General features: G+C 71.8%; 17 protein-coding genes and 1 pseudogene. 9 read left to right on the top strand and 9 right to left on the bottom strand.

What is annotated here, in order from left to right:
* Window positions 1–46 precede the first annotated feature (46 nt).
* Window positions 47–910: a hypothetical protein gene (locus tag ACYQ8Q_RS24700; protein WP_460073472.1), complete on the top strand. Its 864-nt coding sequence runs from the start codon at window positions 47–49 to the stop codon at window positions 908–910.
* A 67-nt stretch (window positions 911–977) separates the two neighbouring features.
* On the opposite strand, the gene ACYQ8Q_RS24695 is transcribed toward ACYQ8Q_RS24700, so the two are convergent.
* Complete coding sequence (locus ACYQ8Q_RS24695) at window positions 978–2,549, bottom strand: hypothetical protein (protein WP_460067917.1); 1,572 nt, start codon at window positions 2,547–2,549, stop codon at window positions 978–980.
* Window positions 2,550–2,671: 122 nt separating this feature from the next.
* Window positions 2,672–3,214: a DUF4232 domain-containing protein gene (locus ACYQ8Q_RS24690; protein ID WP_460067915.1), complete on the bottom strand. Its 543-nt coding sequence runs from the start codon at window positions 3,212–3,214 to the stop codon at window positions 2,672–2,674.
* A 270-nt stretch (window positions 3,215–3,484) separates the two neighbouring features.
* Between ACYQ8Q_RS24690 and ACYQ8Q_RS24685 the strand changes: the two genes are divergently transcribed.
* Window positions 3,485–3,949 carry a helix-turn-helix domain-containing protein gene (locus ACYQ8Q_RS24685; RefSeq protein ID WP_460067913.1) on the top strand — a complete coding sequence of 155 codons (465 nt, stop codon included), beginning with the start codon at window positions 3,485–3,487 and terminating at the stop codon, window positions 3,947–3,949.
* Window positions 3,950–3,977: 28 nt separating this feature from the next.
* Here the strand turns inward: ACYQ8Q_RS24685 and ACYQ8Q_RS24680 are convergent, their stop codons facing one another.
* Window positions 3,978–5,183, bottom strand: a complete 1,206-nt coding sequence (locus ACYQ8Q_RS24680; protein ID WP_460067912.1) for an MFS transporter — start codon at window positions 5,181–5,183, stop codon at window positions 3,978–3,980.
* A gap of 34 nt (window positions 5,184–5,217) precedes the next feature.
* The gene (locus ACYQ8Q_RS24675) at window positions 5,218–5,859 is read right to left on the bottom strand and encodes a DUF2637 domain-containing protein (protein ID WP_460067911.1); all 642 of its coding nucleotides are present in this window, start codon (window positions 5,857–5,859) and stop codon (window positions 5,218–5,220) included.
* A gap of 364 nt (window positions 5,860–6,223) precedes the next feature.
* Between ACYQ8Q_RS24675 and ACYQ8Q_RS24670 the strand changes: the two are divergent.
* Window positions 6,224–6,688, top strand: a pseudogene (locus ACYQ8Q_RS24670) (class I SAM-dependent methyltransferase); the annotation flags it as partial.
* A gap of 315 nt (window positions 6,689–7,003) precedes the next feature.
* Window positions 7,004–7,357 (top strand): VOC family protein, encoded by a 354-nt coding sequence (locus ACYQ8Q_RS24665; protein ID WP_460073471.1) that lies wholly within the window; start codon window positions 7,004–7,006, stop codon window positions 7,355–7,357.
* A 139-nt stretch (window positions 7,358–7,496) separates the two neighbouring features.
* Here ACYQ8Q_RS24665 and ACYQ8Q_RS24660 read toward each other — a convergent pair whose 3' ends face one another.
* From ACYQ8Q_RS24660 to ACYQ8Q_RS24650, 3 genes are all read right to left on the bottom strand, one after another.
* Window positions 7,497–8,213 carry a polysaccharide deacetylase family protein gene (locus tag ACYQ8Q_RS24660; protein ID WP_460067910.1) on the bottom strand — a complete coding sequence of 239 codons (717 nt, stop codon included), beginning with the start codon at window positions 8,211–8,213 and terminating at the stop codon, window positions 7,497–7,499.
* A 112-nt stretch (window positions 8,214–8,325) separates the two neighbouring features.
* On the bottom strand, window positions 8,326–8,586 hold the full coding sequence (locus ACYQ8Q_RS24655) for a hypothetical protein (RefSeq protein WP_460067909.1): 261 nt from the start codon (window positions 8,584–8,586) through the stop codon (window positions 8,326–8,328).
* Window positions 8,587–8,591: 5 nt separating this feature from the next.
* Complete coding sequence (locus ACYQ8Q_RS24650) at window positions 8,592–9,476, bottom strand: polysaccharide deacetylase family protein (protein ID WP_460067908.1); 885 nt, start codon at window positions 9,474–9,476, stop codon at window positions 8,592–8,594.
* Window positions 9,477–9,712: 236 nt separating this feature from the next.
* On the opposite strand from ACYQ8Q_RS24650, the gene ACYQ8Q_RS24645 reads away from it, so the two are divergent.
* Window positions 9,713–10,033 (top strand): GYD domain-containing protein, encoded by a 321-nt coding sequence (locus ACYQ8Q_RS24645; protein ID WP_460067907.1) that lies wholly within the window; start codon window positions 9,713–9,715, stop codon window positions 10,031–10,033.
* Window positions 10,034–10,639: 606 nt separating this feature from the next.
* Here the strand turns inward: ACYQ8Q_RS24645 and ACYQ8Q_RS24640 are convergent.
* On the bottom strand, window positions 10,640–11,446 hold the full coding sequence (locus ACYQ8Q_RS24640) for an inositol monophosphatase family protein (protein ID WP_460067906.1): 807 nt from the start codon (window positions 11,444–11,446) through the stop codon (window positions 10,640–10,642).
* Window positions 11,447–11,548: 102 nt separating this feature from the next.
* Between ACYQ8Q_RS24640 and ACYQ8Q_RS24635 the strand changes: the two genes are divergently transcribed.
* Window positions 11,549–12,613 carry an ABC-2 transporter permease gene (locus tag ACYQ8Q_RS24635; RefSeq protein WP_460067905.1) on the top strand — a complete coding sequence of 355 codons (1,065 nt, stop codon included), beginning with the start codon at window positions 11,549–11,551 and terminating at the stop codon, window positions 12,611–12,613.
* A 118-nt stretch (window positions 12,614–12,731) separates the two neighbouring features.
* The gene (locus ACYQ8Q_RS24630) at window positions 12,732–13,655 is read left to right on the top strand and encodes a peptidoglycan-binding protein (protein WP_460067904.1); all 924 of its coding nucleotides are present in this window, start codon (window positions 12,732–12,734) and stop codon (window positions 13,653–13,655) included.
* Between the two features lie 86 nt (window positions 13,656–13,741).
* Here ACYQ8Q_RS24630 and ACYQ8Q_RS24625 read toward each other — a convergent pair whose 3' ends face one another.
* On the bottom strand, window positions 13,742–14,542 hold the full coding sequence (locus tag ACYQ8Q_RS24625) for an SGNH/GDSL hydrolase family protein (protein WP_460067903.1): 801 nt from the start codon (window positions 14,540–14,542) through the stop codon (window positions 13,742–13,744).
* A 414-nt stretch (window positions 14,543–14,956) separates the two neighbouring features.
* Between ACYQ8Q_RS24625 and ACYQ8Q_RS24620 the strand changes: the two genes are divergently transcribed.
* Window positions 14,957–16,936, top strand: coding sequence for a BTAD domain-containing putative transcriptional regulator (locus tag ACYQ8Q_RS24620; RefSeq protein WP_460067902.1), 1,980 nt, complete (start codon window positions 14,957–14,959; stop codon window positions 16,934–16,936).
* A gap of 63 nt (window positions 16,937–16,999) precedes the next feature.
* Window positions 17,000–17,767 carry a hypothetical protein gene (locus tag ACYQ8Q_RS24615; protein WP_460067900.1) on the top strand — a complete coding sequence of 256 codons (768 nt, stop codon included), beginning with the start codon at window positions 17,000–17,002 and terminating at the stop codon, window positions 17,765–17,767.

The following is a 17,767-nucleotide window of genomic DNA, read 5'->3' as shown; positions in this document are numbered from 1 at the left end:
GTGCGACGTCGTCGGCTCGACGGCCACACCCACGGCGTCCGCCGACGTGACGCCCACGTTCAGCGAGTCGGCGTCCCCCACACCGACCGCCACCACTGCCTCGCCCTCCGCCGCCGCCACCCCCACCGTCTCCGCCACCCCCAAGGCCGCCGCCGACGAGTGGAACCCGCCCTCCGGCCTGGTGAAGCCACTCGACGAGGTCTGGAACCACGTGGAGTCGACGTACTCCGACCTGTACGGCTTCAGGAACTACGGCTGGGACCAGGTCGTCGCCAACAAGGGCACGATCAACTACTGCGTGCGCTGGGACTCCGACAACCCGGTGACCGCCACCACCCGTGACAGGATCCACGCCGCGCTCCAGACGCAGTACAACAAATGGATCCACGCCCTGCTGGAGAACGGCGAAGGCTACAACGCCTTCCCCTACACCGACGTGAAGATCAACGTCGTCGGCTGGGCCGTCAGGAACCGCTCCACGCTCCAGTGGTCGGATGATGCGGTGAAGGTGTACACCGGCGTACTCGACAGCGAGGGCGCCCCGCAGTGCGCACCCGACTGCGGCCGCTTCTTCCACCAGGACGCCGACTACTCCCAGTGCCCCGGCAAGGAGACCGAGCACTACGACGAGTCCCTCTGGCTCACCAAGGGCATGCAGGGTGGCGCAGGCGGCGACTGGGGCCAGCGCGTCGGCCAGGAGTACTTCGTGAACGCCCTCGACCAGGAGGACATCCACATCTACCTGCACGAGGTCGGCCACACCTTCGGTCTGGACGACTTCTACGACTGGACGCCGACCGGTGTCTCCAGCTTCATCATGAACGCAGGCAGCGCCACCGAGATCACCCCCTTCGACAAGTGGATGCTGCGTGACTTCTGGCGCCACCTCAAGGACCGCTACGGCTACTGAACGGCCGGGTGACCGTCGCTGCTGAAGCCGGGCCGCACCGGCGTCCTGCATGCCGGATCCACGCGGCTCAGCCGATGGCGTACGCCCGGTACACCGTCTCCACCGAGCGGCCCCCGGCGGAGTCGGTCACCTCGGAGCGCAGGGCGACCGCGCCGGAGGCCGGGTTGTGGACGGACGCCCGCCAGGTGGAGCCGGAGTGCGTGACCGTCGCCGCCTTCCAGGTCTTGCCGCCGTCGGCGGAGGACCAGACCCGGACGGACTTGGCGGTCACCTTGGTGAACTTCGTGTCGGGGTCCTGGGAGCTGCGCAGGGCGCTCACGGCGACCGTCGTGGTGCTGTTCGGCGCGGCCTGGTTGTCGCTGTTCAGCCCGGTGGGCAGGAAGCGGGTCAGGAAGACGGACGCGACCGCCGCCTTGGCGGGGTCGGCCTTGAAGCGCCAGTCGAGGGTGACGCGCGACGACAGCATCCCGGCGGGGAAGGTGATGCCCGGACGGTAACGGCGGGCGTCGACGGTCAGGCGGTACCAGCCGGCCGAGCGGATGCGGGCGGAGAACGTGGAGTCCGAGTTGGCCCAGTTGGTCAGCGTCTTCTTCTTGACGGTGGTGCCCCCCTTGGAGAGGACCACCGTCTCCTTCGTCGGGTCGCTCCCGGTGTCGCCGACGTCGGGGTCGCCGATCAGGGCGTCCGGAGCGAAGTAGACGGACTTCTGCCACACCTTCGGCAGATGGTGGATCGGACCCCACACGGCCCGGCCGTAGTACTGGGTGGCGGTCTGTCCCGCCTTCAGCGTCCTGGCCTTCGGGAAACCCCCGCCGACGTTGTCGCCGTTGCTCGCGTAGATGTCGTCGCGCGGCTGCCAGGTCCCGGGGGTCACATGGGCGGTGGCGGTGTACGGCGCGGTGTCGTCGTGGACCCCGGCCCACAGGTCGGTCGTGCAGTCGTCGGTCTTCGGCCGGGCCTGGAGCGCGGTGCCGACCTGGCGGGCCATCTGCGTACCGCCGCGCACCGAGAAGCGCATCGTCGCCAGGCCCGACCGCTTGTACGACCCACCGGGCGCCGCCGGGATGCCCGTGGTGTTCTTCACGACGGCGTAGCTGTCGTTGCCGGACCACTGCGCCAGGTACCCGAACTGCAGCAGCTTGGAGGAGTTCGGGATCGCGTAGAGGGACCCCGCGTCGTTCCAGCCGCTCACGCTGTAGGCGGAGGGCATGTCGCCGGCGGCGGAGCACACCTGCGCGCTGATCCGCGCGGGGCCGGTCACGTCGGCGGGCGTGTCGAGCGACACCTTCACGGCCTTGCCCTTGCGCGCGTCGAGCGTCACCGACGTGCCGCCCGACACCTTGACGACCTTCGCGCCGAGGGTGTCGGTGCCCGTACCGTCCGCGGCGCTCTCGTAGATGTCGGTCATCGCGATGTAGCGCCCCGCCGGCAGGCTGATCCGCTTGCCGGACTTGACGCTGTACGTCTGCCCGGACGGTACGGCGACGACGGTGACGGTCGTCGAGACCTTCCCGCCGTGCCGCCCCAGCGTGGTGACCGTCAGCGAGCCCGCCGCCGCCTGCGCGGAAGCCGCGGAGACGAGCAGCGGAGCCAGCGCGGCCACCCCGGCGAACGCCAGCGATCTCCGTCGTACCCTCATCGTTTTCCCCCTCAGCCCCCGAAGTCGGCCCATCCTAGTCATGTCACGGACATGGCAGATCGGGCAGGTCAGGAAGATCGGGGAGATCGGGGAGACACACGACGCCGGGGTCGTCCGGGCGGTTACCGGCCGATCGGGTTGACGTAGGTGCCCGGGTGGGTGGCGGCGTCCTGCTTGAGGATCTGGCCGCCGAAGGGCCAGGTCAGGGTGAAGTGCGCCGTCTCGTTCGGCGGGGTGACCAGGAACTTCGCCGGGACGAACTTCTGCGCCTTCGGGGTGGAGGCGGCCACCGGGAGCAGCGCGATGCTGAAGTCCACCGTGTCGCCCTGCTCCAGGACCATCTTCTCGGACGCCTTGGAGGAGCGGGCCAGGGACCAGGTGCCGTCGGTCTTCTGGGCGCCGACCATGTCGACCCCGGCGAAGCCGGACAGGGTGCAGGTGCGCTTGCTCTTGTTGGTGAACCAGATGTACGCCTGCGTCTGCTTCTTGGTCTGCCCCATTTCCGGCTTCGCGTCGTCCCCCAGCGCGAAACCGGCCTTCAGGTCGGCGGTGTGGCAGCGGGTCGGCGCGGCCTTTGCGGCGGCGGCCGAGGCCGGAATGGCGGCGGCTGCGGTACCGGCGACGACGATCGCCGCAAGGGCCACGGCGGTCAGCTTGTTCTTCATGAAGTCTCGGATTCCCCTCGGATACGAATCGGCGCGCGAGGTCAGTGCGCGCCTTCGCCTCTGTAGAGGGGGAATTCCCCGCGGCGGTTGGGTGTGCCGGAAGGACTTTTTCACCGGTCCCGCGGAGCGCCTGGCCGCCGGGCCGGGAGGGTGCTCGAAAGGGCAGCCCACGAGGGGCCGAGCGCGCAGAGCTTCCCCAAGTCACGCTGGTTACTTGGGAGTTGGGCCCTAGTCTCGGCGCAGGCCCGCACCTCACGGAAGCACCGAGGCATGGACAGACCGTCGTTTCGCGCAGCCAACTCCCTCTCTGCCCGCCTGCGTCTGGGTATGTCACCGCAAGACGTGGCGCGGGAGATGAAAGTGTTCGACGCCCCCGTCGATGCCGAACTGGTCATCGCCTGGGAGAGCGGTGCGCATGTCCCGACCGAAAGTCAACTGTTCGCCCTGGCGAACGTGTTGTGGTGCCGGACCAGTGAACTGATGGGCATTGGGGAACCGCGCACACTGGCCGAACACCGGCTGGTCCGGCAATTCAGCGTGCCGCGGCTGACGCGGACCATCCACATGGATGCCGCCGTGTACCGGAAGGCCGAGGCCGCGAACCGCTGGCCGGGGAATTTCCGCCAGACGCTCGCCCTTCTGCACGCGCTGAACATTTCCTTACGCCAATTGGAGGCCGCCACCGGCCCCTGCGACATGATGTACTCGAACGGCTTCTTCCCGACGGACCGGTAGGGACCGGGGGCCGGCCGGTCCCTCCGTGTCACCCCTCGGTCTTCGGTCGGGACGGGGACGGTGGCGGGCGGCGATGGACGACCGCGGCCGTCGCGGCGGCCCCGGTCAGCACGGCGAGCGCCCCGAAGCCATAGGTGAGCGTGGTGAGCGAGGCGACGGCGGCGACGAGCAAGGGACCGCCCGCGTCGCCCAGTTCACGGCCCAGTTCGGCCGCACCCATGGTCTGCCCCAGTCGCTCCGTCGGCGTGCCGGCGGCCAGGGCGGCGAAGCCGAGCGGGGTGATCAGTCCGGTGCCGGCGCCGATCAGCACGGCTGCGAGGAGGATGCCGGTCAGCCCCGGCAGCATCGCGCAGGCCAGACCCGCGGCGGTGAGCGACAGCCCCGCGGCGAGGCCGGTCCGGGTGGTGAGGCGGCCTTCGTCCAGAGCACGTCCGGCACGCGGCTGGACCACGGCCGCGCAGCCGGCGAGCACCGACACCGCCGCCCCGGTGGCCACGGTGCCGAGTCCGGCGGCGCGGCCCGAGACCGGCAGGAACCCGACGCCGACCGAGAGCGCCGCGGTGGCCGCGGCGAGCGCGGCCGTCGGGGCGAGGAAGACGGGGTCGGCCAGCCGGCGGGCCAGGTCGAGGACGGTCTGCCGGGCCCTGGGCAGCGGCGGCACGACGGGAACGGCGAGCCCGGCCCAGACGGCGACCGCCGCGCCCAGCACCGCGAGGACGGCGAACAGCAGGCGCAGCCCGCCGGCCCATACCAGGACGCCGCCGAGCAGCGGACCGAGGGTGTAGCCGAGGGACTTGCAGAAGCCGTAGCTGCCGAAGGCCCGCCCCTGTTTCGCCGCCGGGTTCAGCCGGGAGACCAGGGCGGAGGCGGACGGCGAGAAGGCGGAGGCCGCGGCTCCCTGGCCGAGGCGGGCGGCCCACAGCCAGCCGGGGCTGTCGGCGACGACGTACAGCGCGGACGCGCCGGCGAAGGCCACGAGCCCGCCGAGCAGCACGGGGCGGGCGCCGACCCGGTCGGCGAGACTGCCGAACAGCGGCTTGAGGACGACCTCGGCACCGTCGTAGAGGGCGAGCAGCCCGCCGAGCACCAGCAGGGAGGTGACCGCGTCGTCGGTGTGGCCGCCGAGGCTGGCGGCGATGCCGTGCGCACCGAAGGCGGTGGTGAACCCGGCCGCGTAGAGCGGCCCCGTCTGCCGGGCCGGGGCGGACCGCCCGCCGGCCGACTCACTCGACACGAGGGCGAATGTAGCAGCCTTTGCATCCATGCCGTCAGGCGATGTTCGCCCCGCCCGCCGCCCAGCGCGGGCGTTCGTCGGCGGCGTGGCGGGGTTTGGCCGTCTTGGGTGAGACCTGGCCGACGATCTCCCAGAAACACACCAGCGCGGTGATCGGCGGAATTCCGTAGATGACCAGCGAGAGCAGGGAATGCGAGGCATGGCTGATGCAGAGACTGACCGCCATGGCCGAGGCGCCCAGCAGAACGCACCAGGAACCCCGTGCGCTCCGCCCCTGGACCGTGGCCCGGAGTACGGACAGGGCGGCCACCAACCACGGCCCGTACACTGTGAGCGGCCACCATTGCGCCAGCCTTTCCGGAAGCACGGAGGACGCGGTGCCGCGGAGCTGGGCATAGGAATAGGTGAACGACCAGCCCAGCATGCAGACCGCGCAGACCGAGATCATCGCGATCAGGATCGTGACATGCGCGTTGCGCCGGTTCTCCGGCAGCCGCGCGGTCTCGGCCTGGAGGTGCCGCCGCATCTTCCGGTGCCCCGCCCGGCCGGGCGGCCTGAGCGGGGGCCTCGGATCGGGGATCGCCCCGGCCGCGGACCCCCCGGACAGCAGCTGGGCCAGCTCCTCGGCCGGATCCCACTGCATCTCGAGCGTGGTGAACGACGGGTCGTAGGACATCTCTTCGTTGTAAAAGCCATCCATCACACAGGTCCTACAGTCCGGCCATCGCCCGCAGATACTCGCTCTCGATGTGACTCATACTTCTCAGAAAATCGGCGAGCAGGTCCGAACAATCATCGAGAAATACATCCCCTTCATCGGATGTCACAGGAAACATGATGATCGAGCGGCGGTTTCCGACTGTAGGCATTTCAGTGTGTGTCACAACCGTCTAACGAGGACGTCGGAGAGTGAGATGCCGGTTGTTCGGGTATCCGCGTGCCCCGAAAGCGGTACGACCCGGGGTCTACAATAGAAGTTCGCGAAAGTATCTTCCGTAGGGAAATCGGTGTGGTCGTACGGAGCCGCGTACGAGCGGTACATGGGGCGCTGGAGCCGGGCCGTCGCGAAGGAGTTCGTGGCGTGGCTCGACCGCCCGGACGGACTGCGGTGGCTCGATGTGGGATGCGGCACCGGTGTGCTGTCGGCGGTGGTGAGCGCTCTGTGCCGGCCCCGCCTGGTGCTCGGCGTCGACCGGTCGGCGGCGTTCGTGAACACCGCCGCGGCCGGAGTCCCGTCCCCGGCGGCCTTCCTGGTGGGCGACGCGATGGCCCTGCCCGTACGCGACGCGTGCGGTGACGCGGCCGTCAGCGGTCTGGCCCTGAACTTCCTGCCCGACCCGGCCGGGGCCGTGGCCGAGATGGCCCGCGCCGTCCGGCCGGGCGGCCCGGTCGCGGCCTATGTGTGGGACTACGCCGAGGGCATGGACCTCCTCCGCCTCTTCTGGGACACGGCCGTCGCGCTGGACCCCTCCGCCGCCCCGCTGGACGAGGGACGCAGATTCCCCGTCTGCCGGCCGGACCCCCTGCGAGCGGTGTGGGCGGACGCCGGCCTCACCGGCGTCTCCGTCCTCCCGGTCACGGTCCCCACCGTGTTCACCGACGTCCCGGACCTGTGGGACCCGTTCCTCTCGGACCAGGGCCCCGCCCCGGGTTACGTCGCCGCCCTTCCCCCCCGACCACCGGGAAGAACTGCGCGCCGCACTCGTCGCGACCCTCCCCCGCACCACGGACGGATCCATCCCCCTGACCGCCCGGGCCTGGGCGGTCAGGGGCTGCGCGCCCTGAACCCCCCGGGGCCACGGCGCTGGCAGGATGGCGCCATGGAACGTGTGCTGGGAATCGGTGGGTATTTCGTACGGGCCGCGGATCCGCTGGGTCTGAGCGCCTGGTACCGCGACTGCCTGGGGCTGGACGCCGATGACAACGGTGTGTGGAGCCAGCAGGCCGGGCCGACGGTGTTCGCGGCGTTCGAGGCCGGGACCGACTACTTCGGGGACCGGGCCCAGCAGACCATGCTCAACTTCCGGGTCCGCGACCTGGACGCGATGCTCGCGCAGTTGCGCGCCAAGGGGGCGGACGTGGCCGAGGAGACGCAGGACATGGAGGGGGTCGGGCGGTTCGGCTGGGTGACCGACCCCGAGGGGCGCCGGATCGAGCTCTGGCAGCCCGCCTGAACCGCCTCCTGAACCGCCGCCGGGAGGACCCCGGCGGGGGCGGGGACGATTCAAGGCCGGAAGCAGTCGGTCCCACGTCGTCGCGGGGCACCCTGCGCTTCGACGACCACGGCAGGCCGTTCCGGACGGGGGCCGCGGCTCACGGCCGGTAGGCGGCGCGGTTGTGGTACGTGACCTTGCCGGAGGGCAGCGTGTTCGGGGCGAAGAGCTGATCCACGGTCACGAAGTGGAAGCCGCGGGCCTTGAGGCCGTTGATGATGCCGGGCACCGCGTCGACGGTCGTCTTGTGGATGTCGTGCATGAGGACGATGTCCCCGGGCCGGGTGTCCGCCTTGACGACCCTGATGAGCCGCGCGGTGTCGCGGTACTTCCAGTCGAGGGTGTCGACGCTCCAGTGCACCAGCGGCCGGGCGGCGGCGGCGCGGACGGTGGCGTTGTGGGCGCCGTAGGGGGCGCGGAAAGTGGTGGGCTTCTTGCCGGTCGCCTGCTTGATCGCGGTGTCGGCGCGGGAGATGTTCGACTTGACGGCCGCGCTGCTCAGTCTGGTCAGGTCGGCGTGGTCCCAGCTGTGGTTGCCTATCTGGTGACCGGCCGCCGCCGCGGTGCGCGCCGTGGACGGGTACCGCTGTACGTTCTTGCCGACCAGGTAGAAGGTCACCTGGACGTTCCGCTCCTTCAGGATCCGCAGCAGCCGCTGGGTGTCGGCGACCGGTCCGTCGTCGAAGGTGAGCGCCACGCACTTCACCCTGCGGCAGTCGACGGCGGCGGCCGTGGCGGAGGCGGACGTGGCGGTGCCGGCCAGTGTGGTGCCGCACAGGGCGACGGTGACGGCCGAGATGACGAGGCGACGGTGCATCGGATCCTCCAGGCGCGGTGAACTTCCCTTTCGGGCAAGCGGCTTGCCCTGTAGGACAAACCGGAAGTGCGCTTGGATGCCGGTACATTCGGCCACTCGGCGGTGGAGCGGTCTAGGGGAGGGGTACCTGGGCGGTGAGGACGGGTGTGGTGGCGGGGGCCGGGGCCGGTTCGTCGTAGCACTCGATCCGGAGGTCACCGCGGAGGTCGTCGAGTTCGGCGCGGGCCTGCTGGAGGAAGGCGGTGGCCCAGGCCTCCAGGGTCGAGTCGCGCAGGGCCGCGTCCGGGACCCGTTCGAACTCGGGGCCGCCGAGCCCCTGCCACCCTGCCCACGGTTCGGCGGCCGTACGGATGCGCAGGCGGTACCAGTACACGAGATCTAGAGGTAGTCCTCCAGGGCGGCGACCGTGAAGCCCTGTTCCTGGATGTGGCGGAGGAGGTTCGCCGTCATCTCGGTGATCGTCGTGCCCTTGAGCTCGGAGGGGCCGCGGAAGTGGGCCAGGATGATGTCGCCGGGGTGGAGCTTCCTGGTGGGCGACTGGTACTGCATGTTCTTGATCTGCATGGACTCGCGCCACAGGACGATCGCCTCGAGGCCGCAGGAGGCGGCTGCGGCGCGGGTGTCCTCGTTCCAGTTGCCGTAGGGCGGACGCAGCAGCCGCGGCGTGGTGCCGTACTCGTCCTTCAGCCTGGTCTGCTGGCCGCAGATCTCCTGCCGCTGGGCGGACGCGCCGAGGGTGCGCAGGTCGGGATGGGTCAGCGTGTGGTTCTGGACGCCGTTGCCGAGGGCCTGGAGCCGCTTGAAGTAGCCGTAGTCGGCGCGGATGGCGGCGTCCGTCAGGAACATCGTGAAGGGGACCTTCAGCTCCCGCATCATCGTCACGAACTCCGGGTCCTTCTCCGCCCCGTCGTCGAAGGTGAGGAAGACGATCTTCTCCCGGGTGGGTATCTCGCTGATCACCGGCACCCGGCCGCCGTCGGCCCGGAGCCGCACCGGCTTGACGGCGGGCGGGGCCGGCGGGGCGGCGAGCGGCGCGAGACCCCACTTGCGGTAGGCGGCCTCGACGGCCGCCCGCGCGTCACGCCCGTCGTCACGGGACGGCTTCGAGTGCCCGGCGGAGGAAGAGACGGAGGGAGAAGCGGAGGGGGTGGCCTCCCGGCTGTCCGCCCGGGTGTCCGCCCGGGACTCGGTCCCGCATCCCGTCGTGGCACCCGTCGCGAGAAGAGCGCAGACCAGTGCCGCCCCCCTGATCCACCTGTTCACCGCGTTGCCCCTGTGTCGTCCGTGCGCCGTGCCCTGTCCACCTGCTTGATGTCGAACAGGGTGCCGGGGTTCCGACACAGGGACGAAGGAAGGATGACACGGGGTGCGTCGATGCTGCGGGGCGGGCGTGGCTGCTACCGGGTGAATCCGGTGCCGGGCGGAGGGCGGGCCGGGTGCCGGGGGGAAGGGCAGTGTGCGTACCCGTACCGGACAAGCGAGGGTCAGGGAGCGTCCCGATGCCGAAGTTCCTCATCCAGGCGACCTATACACAAGAGGGCGCCAAAGGGCTGCTCAGGGAAGGGGCGAGCGGGCGGCGGGCCGCCGTCGAGCAGGTCGTGGGCGGCCTCGGCGGCTCGGTCGAGGCCATCTACTACGCCTTCGGGGAGATGGACGCCATCCTGATCGTGGAGTTCCCCGACCGGGTCGACATGGCCGCGGTCGCCCTCGCGGTCAAGGCCAGCGGCGGCCTCCAGACCCGCGCCACTCCCCTCCTCACCACGGAGGAGATCGACGAGGCCACCCGCCGCCAGGTCGCCTTCCGGGCCCCGGGGGCCTAGGGCACCGGCCCCGGTGCTCATGGGCCGAAGGCCGGACACAGCGGCTCGCGGGCCGCGCCGACGCGCTGAGCCGGGGGCCACGGGGCCACAGGCCGACGCGCGCCACCCGGCCCAGGAGCGGAGCCACCGCAGTCGCACGCCGGACACGCCACAGGTGGGCCGCCCCATACCGGACACAAGGGCTCGCGGGCCGCGCCGACGCGCTGAGCCGGGGGCCACAGGGCACAGGCCGACGCGGAGTCCGGCCGGGGGGCACAAGCCGACGCGCGCCACCCGGCCCAGGAGCGGAGCCACCGCAGTCGCACACCGGACACGCCACAGGTGGGCCGCCCCATGCCGGACACAAGGGCTCACCGGACACGAGGGCTCGCGGGCCGCGCCGACGCGCTGAGCCGGGGGCCACGGGGCCACAAGCCGACGCGCGCCACCCGGCCCAGGAGCGGAGCCACCGCAGTCGCACGCCGGACGCGCCACAGGTGGGCCGCCCCATGCCGGACACAGCGGCTCGCGGGCTGCCCCCGATTACCTAGCCGCATGCCCGCATGCCTGCATGCGCATCTCGCCGCCTGGCCGGTCGGCTGTCTCTCCTTGCTTTCCCAGAGCCGATCAACCCGGCCGACGCACCCCCGCCCCCACCCCCGCCCCCCGCCACAGTCCCGCCGCCTCCTCGGCTGTGCCCGGGGTCGTCAGGAGGAGGGGCTCGTCGTAGGGCGGGAGGGTGGGGAGGGCGATGGCGCCGGACTCCTGGGCGATCAGGAGGGCCGGGAGGCCGTCGACGTGGTGGAACTCGCCGATCGCCGCCGCCGTCGCACGGCCCGCCGCGACCTGGACCAGGGACAGGGCCGTGGAGCCCATCACGCGGACCGTGCAGTGGCGGGCGGAGAGTTCGGCAAGGAGGGTGTCCAGGCCGGGCCAGTGGGCGTGGGCCGCCCACTCGGTGAGGAAGAGGTGGCCGGTGAGGGTGGTGTGGTCGGCCGCGTGGACCGGGACGCCGTTGAGGTGGGCGCCGCCGCCGCGGATCGCGGTGAAGGTCTCCCCGCGCCAGGGGTCCGCGACCACGCCGAGCAGCGGCGTGCCGTCGGGAGCGGCCAGCCCCAGGGAGAAGGAGCACCAGCCGATGCCGTGCGCGAAGTTGGACGTACCGTCGACCGGGTCGACCACCCAGGTCGGCGCGGAGCGGGCGCCCTGCGTGGTGCCGTACTCCTCGCCGACGACGCCATGGGTGGGAAAGGCCTCGCCGAGCACCCTGCGGACGTGCCGCTCCACGGCCTCGTCGGTGTCGGTGACGATGTCCGCCGGGCTCGCCTTCTGCCGTACGGCGGTGGTGCGGGCGCCCCGGATCGTCTCCGAGGCCCAGGCCGCCAGCTCGTTCGCGACGTCCAGGGCGCGGTCCAGATCCACTTCCGTCTCCACGTGAGATCGCTCCTCATAGCCGGTGATCGCGTCCGCCGCACAGGACAGTAGCCGCCCGTCAAACGGAATGGCAGGTTCACCCGGTTGTGCGATCATGCGGCCGTGAATGAGCCCTCAGCCACCCCCTCCCCCGCCAAGTCCCGTGGCCTCGCGGCCGAGTTCAAGGACGCCGTCACCCTGCGGGCCTTCGGGCTCGTGCTCGGCGGACTGCTCGTCCAGCTCGCCTTCGTCGTGTCGTACGTCGGGGCCTTCCACTCCCCCACACCGCACCGCATACCGGTCGCGGTCGCCGCCCCGCAGCAGGCGTCCGCGAAGATCGTCGCGCAGCTCAACGCGCTGGACGGCGAACCGGTCGAGGCCACCGCCGCGCCGAGCGCCGCGGCCGCCCGGAGCCGGGTGCTGACCCGGGAGGCGGACGCCGCGTTCCTCTTCGACGCGACCGGCACGAAGGACACCCTGCTGGTCGCCTCGGCGGGCGGGCCCTCGGTGTCGCAGACCGCCGCTCAGATCGCCCAGAGGATAGAGGCGGCGCAGAAGCGCCAGATCACCGTCACGGACATCCGCGCCCCGCACTCCGGCGACGGGCGCGGCATGACCTCGTTCTATCTCGTGCTGGGCTGGGTGATCGGCGGCTATCTCACCGCGACGATCATGGGGATGTCGGCCGGCTCCCGGCCCGCCAACCGGCACCGCACCCTGATCCGCCTCGCGGTCCTCGTGCTGTACGCGGCCGTGTCCGGGATCGCCGGAGCGGTGGTCGTGGGCCCGGTGTTCGACGCCCTCGGCGGGCACTTCTGGGCGCTGAGCGCCATCGGCACCCTGGTGGTCCTCGCCTCCGCGGCGACCGCGCTCGCGCTCCAGACCCTGCTGGGGCTCCTCGGCACCGGCGTGGTCATCCTGCTCTTCGTGGTCCTCGGCAACCCGAGCTCCGGCGGTGTGTACCCGGCGCCGCTGCTGCCGGCGTTCTGGAGCGCGATCGGGCAGGCCCTGCCGCCGGGCGCCGGCACCACCCTGGTCCGCAACACGGTGTACTTCTCGGGGCACGCCACCACGGCGGCCCTGTGGGTGCTCGGCGCCTACGCGGCGGGTGGCGCGCTGGTCGCCCTGGCGGCGTCCTGGCGCAACGAACGCCGGTCCGCGGCCCCCTCGGTCGCCGCGGCCGGCTGAGGACAATCGGGCGGCAACACACGACAACACCTGTGCAACGGCCCGTTGGTTGACTGCTTGCCCCGACTCGACCCGCCTTCCGGCGCCGAGCGAGGACGCACTCACCCAGGAGTCTGTGATGAGCACCAAGACGGGCCCTCAGCGTTACCCCGGCGCGAGCCGGGCGAACTGGTACCAGGACGACTTCGGCGGCGACGCCCTGCAGGTCGACGTGGTCGTCCTGCACACCACGGAGGGCTACACCCTGCCGGGCTACGACGGGGGCTCCGTCGCGCCGAACCTGACGGCGGTCCCGGACCTCGCCGCCAAGAAGCTGAAGTGGTACCAGCACTTCGACATCGAGACCTCCTCCCGGGCCCTGGTGAACCTGCGCGGCGGCGTCGAGACGAACACCCTGAACGTCTGCCAGGTCGAGCTGACCGGCACCTGCGACCCGAAGACCCACGCGAAGTGGCAGGCCGCGGGCCACGCGCACGTCTACTGGCCGGACGCCCCCGACTGGGCGCTCCAGGGCGTCGCCCGCTTCCTCGCCTGGATGCACGAGGAGCACGGGGTCCCGCTGTCCGGCCCGAAGACCTGGCCCGCGTATCCGACGTCGTACGGCGACGGCGGCGGCCAGCGGATGACGGGCACCCAGTGGACGGCCTTCAAGGGGGTCTGCGGGCACATGCACGTGCCGGAGAACGTCCACGGCGACCCCGGCGCGATCGACTTCGCGAGGATCCTGAAGTACGCGAAGGCCGATCTGGACGTGGGCGACGACGACACCCCGCAGACCACCACCCCCGCCAAGCCGAAGGTCCCGGCGTTCCCGGGGCGCAAGTACTTCGCCGCCGGGGCGACGAACGCGTACGTCCTCCAGCTCGGCAAGCAGCTCGTCAAGCGCGGCTTCGGCGACCACTACAAGGTCGGCCCCGGCAGGAGCTGGAGCGAGGCGGACCGGCTGAACGTCCGGGACTTCCAGAAGTCCCGCAAGGAACTGCGCGGCGACGCCGACGGCACCCCCGGCCCGCTGACCTGGAAGCTGCTGTTCTCGGCCTGACGCCAGGACGAACGGACGGACGAACCCCCGGGGAGGTGACCCGGGGGTTCGTCCGTTCCCGGTCCGGTCTCGGGTCCGGTCCGGGCTCAGCCGCCCGTGGCCTCGCTGAGCCGCGCGTCGTAGCCCGCGAGGTAGCCCATCAGGGTGGGGTGGAAGACCGCGGTCCCGGCGTTCAGGTTGTTGATCCACGGGTCGGAGCCGCACGCGCCGTGGCCCTTGAACGTGTCCCGCACGTCGATGAACTCGACCGGCTCCTTGGCCGCCGCGGCCCTGGTGCCCTCGGCCAGCGCGTCGGCCAGGCCGTTCATGGCGGTGCGCTTGGCGGAGCTGAGGTCGATCAGGGGGCAGGTGCCGGTCGGGGAGACCGCCTGCGGATAGCCCAGCACGATGACCCGGGCGTTCGGCGCCTTGGTCTTGATGTCCTTGTACAGCCCGGCGAGCGACGTCACCAGCTGGCCCTTGGCGTAGGACGACATGTACAGCGTCGCCGTGTCGCAGTAGCTGTCGCTCTGGGTGAGGCAGCCCTGGACCACGGAGGAGAACTGGGCGTCGTTGCCGCCCACCGTGAGCGTGACGAGATCGGTGTCGGCGCTCAGCGCGGACAGCTGCTTGTCCCGCACGTCCGCGATCTTCGCACCGCTGCAGGAGACGTCCTTCAGCGTGTAGTCGCCGTGCGCGGCGGCCCACAGGGCCGGGTAGTTCAGGCTGCTGCGCTTGCAGTCGCCGCTGGCGCTGTCGTAGTAGTCCGCACCGACTCCGGAGGCGTACGAGTCGCCCAGGGCCACGTATTCCAGGCCCGTCGCCGCCTGGGCCGGCGTGCTCGTCATCCCGGCCATTCCGGCGAAAGTCATCACCGCGCCGGCGACGGCGGACGTCAATTTACGCATGGGTTCCTTCTGGATCGGGAGTTCGTGTCCGTGAGGGGGGAATGAGGATCGTACAGGCGTCGACAAACCCATCAACTCCAGCTTGTTGCACAGGGATTGTCCGCCCGCCGACTACAACCTCGGTCGTAGTCACGGCCTCTATCTCCGGTTGCAGACCGCCCGCGGAGAGATCCGATTCCGAGTCGATGTCCCGGCGCTCCCGGCATCCGACAATTTCTCCTGTGCAGCAAATGCGCAGCAGAACAACAGGGCCATTCCCTAGCAGGAGACCGCCGTCCGATGCCACCCGTGACAACAGACGGACAACAGCCGAGCAACGAGCCATTGGTTGACTCCATCGCGTACCCTGCATGCCCCGATGCCGTGTTCGGCGAGGCCCCTTCACTTCCAGCGCCGCCCAGGAGGGCCCACCCGGTGAACTCACGACAGGAGCTGCGGTTCGGCGTGCTCGGTCCCGTCGAGGTGCTCAAAGGCAACGTTTCCCTCGATCTGGGCCCCCGGCAGCGCCGGCTGCTGCTCGTCCGACTCCTCCTGGAGGACGGCCGGCCCGTCTCGCAGGACACCCTCTGCCGCGATCTGTGGCCGACGGACCGGCCGACGGGCGCCGCCTCCTCCGTCCGCGCGCACATCAGCAGGCTGCGCGCGGTCCTCGACCCGGTCCGCCAGGGCCGCTCCACCGTGCTGGTCAGCGGCCCCGCCGGGTACGCGCTGAAGACACCGGCCGGGGCCCGGGACACCGCCGTCTTCGAGGAGTCCGTGAGCCGGGCCCGCGAGGCCCTGAGGAACCGCCAGCTGCCCGCCGCCCGGCAGGAGATCGACGCCGCGCTCGGACTGTGGCGCGGCGAGGCGCTGGCCGAGGCCACCGAGCACGCCTTCGCGATACGTGAGCGCACCCGGCTCGACGGCGCCCTGCACGACGCCAGGGAACTCCAGGCCGCGATCCTCGTCCAGCAGGGCGAGACGGAACCGGCGATCGGCGTCGCGCAGGGCCTCGTCCTCAAGGCCCCGCTGCGAGAGACGTCCTGGGCGCTGCTGATGCGCGCCCTGTACGCGGCCGGCCGGCCGGTGGAGGCGCTGCGCCAGTACGAGCGGTTCCGCGACATGCTCGCCACGGAACTCGGCCTGGACCCCAGCCCCCAGCTCAGGGACCTGCACACCGCGATCCTGCGGCACGACGTCGTCGTCCTCGGCACCCAGCAGCCGGCCGAACCGGTCACGGCCCCCTCCGCCGCCCCGCTCTCCCCGGTGCGCGACTTCACCTCCGCGTGCGTCCCCCCGGAACCCGCCGCCCCCGCGGCCACCCCGTTCGTGGGCCGGCAGGAGGAGCAGAAGCAGCTGGCCTCGCTGCTGTCGGCCGCGATCGCGGGCCGGCCCCGCTGGGCCGTGATCACCGGGGAGCAGGGCTCCGGCAAGACCCGGCTGACGGACGAGCTGTCCGCCTGGGCCGTCTCGACCGGGTTCACCGTGGCCCGCACCCGGGCCGGCCAGGCCCTCAGCGGGAACCGCGGGATCTCCCAGACCTGCCCCACCGTCCAGCTGCTGGACGCGCTGCGGCAGGACGGCAAGGACTCCGCGGAGGACGAGGCGGCGCAGAAGGACCCGCTCGCCACGGTCGTCGACGAGCTGACCCAGGGACCCACGCTGGTCGTGGTGGACGACCTCGACGAGGCTCCGCAGGGCTTCCACCGGCTGCTGCGGCGGCTCGCGAAGGTGCTGCGGGAGGCGCCGGTGGTGTTCGTGTGCACCCTGCGCAACCCCGACGCCGCGGTGTCCAGCATGCTCCTCGCCGACCTGGCCCTGATCGGCGCGACCTGGCTGACCCTGGATCCGCTGACCGCCGAGGACGTGGCCGACCTGCTGGCGGCGTGCGGCGAGGAGGCCGGCCCCGAGGAGGCGGCGGCGCTGCACCGGCGCTGCGAGGGCCACCCGTTCGCGCTGGCCGAGCTGATGGGGCTGCCGCCCGGGCGGCGCACCGGCCCGGAGGCGCAGGTGCCGGCCGCCGTCCGCAACCTCCTCCACGCACGCCTGGTCGACCTGCCCGACCCGGCGCGGACCATGCTCACCTACGCCGCCGCCGACGGCGAATGGCTGGACCTCGGTCTCCTCGCCGACGTCCAGGGGCTGGCCCCCGACCAGCTGCTGCCGCTGATCGACGCGGCCGTCACCGCCCGGATCCTGGTCTGGGACGGCGAGCCCGGCGCGGGCGGCACCGGCCGCTACCGGCTGCCCGAGCTGCCCCGCGACGTCGTCCTGAGCACGCAGACCCCGTCCTCCCGGCAGATCCGGCACGCCGCGTTCGCCCGGGAGCTGGCCGCCCGCGACGGCGCCGACCCGGCACGGCTGGCCCGGCACCTGCGCGCGGCGGGGCCGATGGCACCCCCGACTCAGCGCTGAACTCCCTTGGAAACAGCTGCTGTTGGTCTTATCATCGCCGACTCCGCTCCCTACCATCGGTAGATGACGCAACCGACGCAACCCGGCCCCCAGGTGCCCCCGCCCGTCCCCTACGGCAGACCGCCCGGCCCGCCCACGGACCCGGGCGCGGCCTCCGACCGGGTCGTGGGCGGGCTGCTGCTCGTCGGCGCGGCCCTCACCCTCGCCGGTTCGTTCACCACGCTGGACACCTCGCGGCAGACCTTCAGCTCGACGAGCGACGGCACGGTCTTCAGGACCGTCGCGAAGGCGTGGTCGTACACCACCTCCTACCCGGGGGACGACCCGGAGTCGGTCACCCGCTTCGACGGGATCCCCCTGCTCGTCGGCTGCCTGCTCGCCGTGGTCGCGGCCGTCCAGCTGTTCACCGGCTCCGGCGGCCGCCAGCCCCTGGCCCGCGTGCTCGGTGTCACCGGCGCGGTGCTGCTGTTCGGTACGACGCTGACGGCGCTGACCTCGGTGGCCGGTGACACCCAGTGGGACTCGGACAGCCGGACCACGACCTTCGGTCCCGGCTTCTACCTGCTGGCCGTCGCCTGTGCGCTGGGGCTCGTCGCGGCCGTGCTCGGCGTGCTCAACACCCGGCGCCCCGCGGTCCACGGCGCCGTCCCGCCTCCGCAGCCCTGGCCGACCGGGCCGCTCCCGCAGGCGTACCCACAGACGTACCCGCAGGCCCCGCAGCCGCCGTACCCGCCGGCCCAGTCCTACCCGCCCGCCCAGCAGCCCCCGCCGCCCCCGCACCAGCCGCCGCACCAGCCGCCGCACCAGCCCCCGGCCCCGCCCACGAGCTGA

Source organism: Streptomyces sp. YKOK-I1 (genome assembly GCF_054660435.1).
This window is presented reverse-complemented; position numbering and strand designations above follow the sequence as displayed.

Excerpts from the sequence above, each read along its gene's own strand:
- ACYQ8Q_RS24695 (WP_460067917.1), bottom strand. The coding sequence starts at position 2,549 with ATGAGGGTACGACGGAGATCGCTGGCGTTCGCCGGGGTGGCCGCGCTG.
- ACYQ8Q_RS24690 (WP_460067915.1), bottom strand. The coding sequence starts at position 3,214 with ATGAAGAACAAGCTGACCGCCGTGGCCCTTGCGGCGATCGTCGTCGCC.
- ACYQ8Q_RS24685 (WP_460067913.1), top strand. The coding sequence starts at position 3,485 with ATGGACAGACCGTCGTTTCGCGCAGCCAACTCCCTCTCTGCCCGCCTG.
- ACYQ8Q_RS24675 (WP_460067911.1), bottom strand. The coding sequence starts at position 5,859 with ATGTCCTACGACCCGTCGTTCACCACGCTCGAGATGCAGTGGGATCCG.
- ACYQ8Q_RS24665 (WP_460073471.1), top strand. The coding sequence starts at position 7,004 with ATGGAACGTGTGCTGGGAATCGGTGGGTATTTCGTACGGGCCGCGGAT.
- ACYQ8Q_RS24660 (WP_460067910.1), bottom strand. The coding sequence starts at position 8,213 with ATGCACCGTCGCCTCGTCATCTCGGCCGTCACCGTCGCCCTGTGCGGC.
- ACYQ8Q_RS24645 (WP_460067907.1), top strand. The coding sequence starts at position 9,713 with ATGCCGAAGTTCCTCATCCAGGCGACCTATACACAAGAGGGCGCCAAA.
- ACYQ8Q_RS24630 (WP_460067904.1), top strand. The coding sequence starts at position 12,732 with ATGAGCACCAAGACGGGCCCTCAGCGTTACCCCGGCGCGAGCCGGGCG.
- ACYQ8Q_RS24625 (WP_460067903.1), bottom strand. The coding sequence starts at position 14,542 with ATGCGTAAATTGACGTCCGCCGTCGCCGGCGCGGTGATGACTTTCGCC.
- ACYQ8Q_RS24615 (WP_460067900.1), top strand. The coding sequence starts at position 17,000 with ATGACGCAACCGACGCAACCCGGCCCCCAGGTGCCCCCGCCCGTCCCC.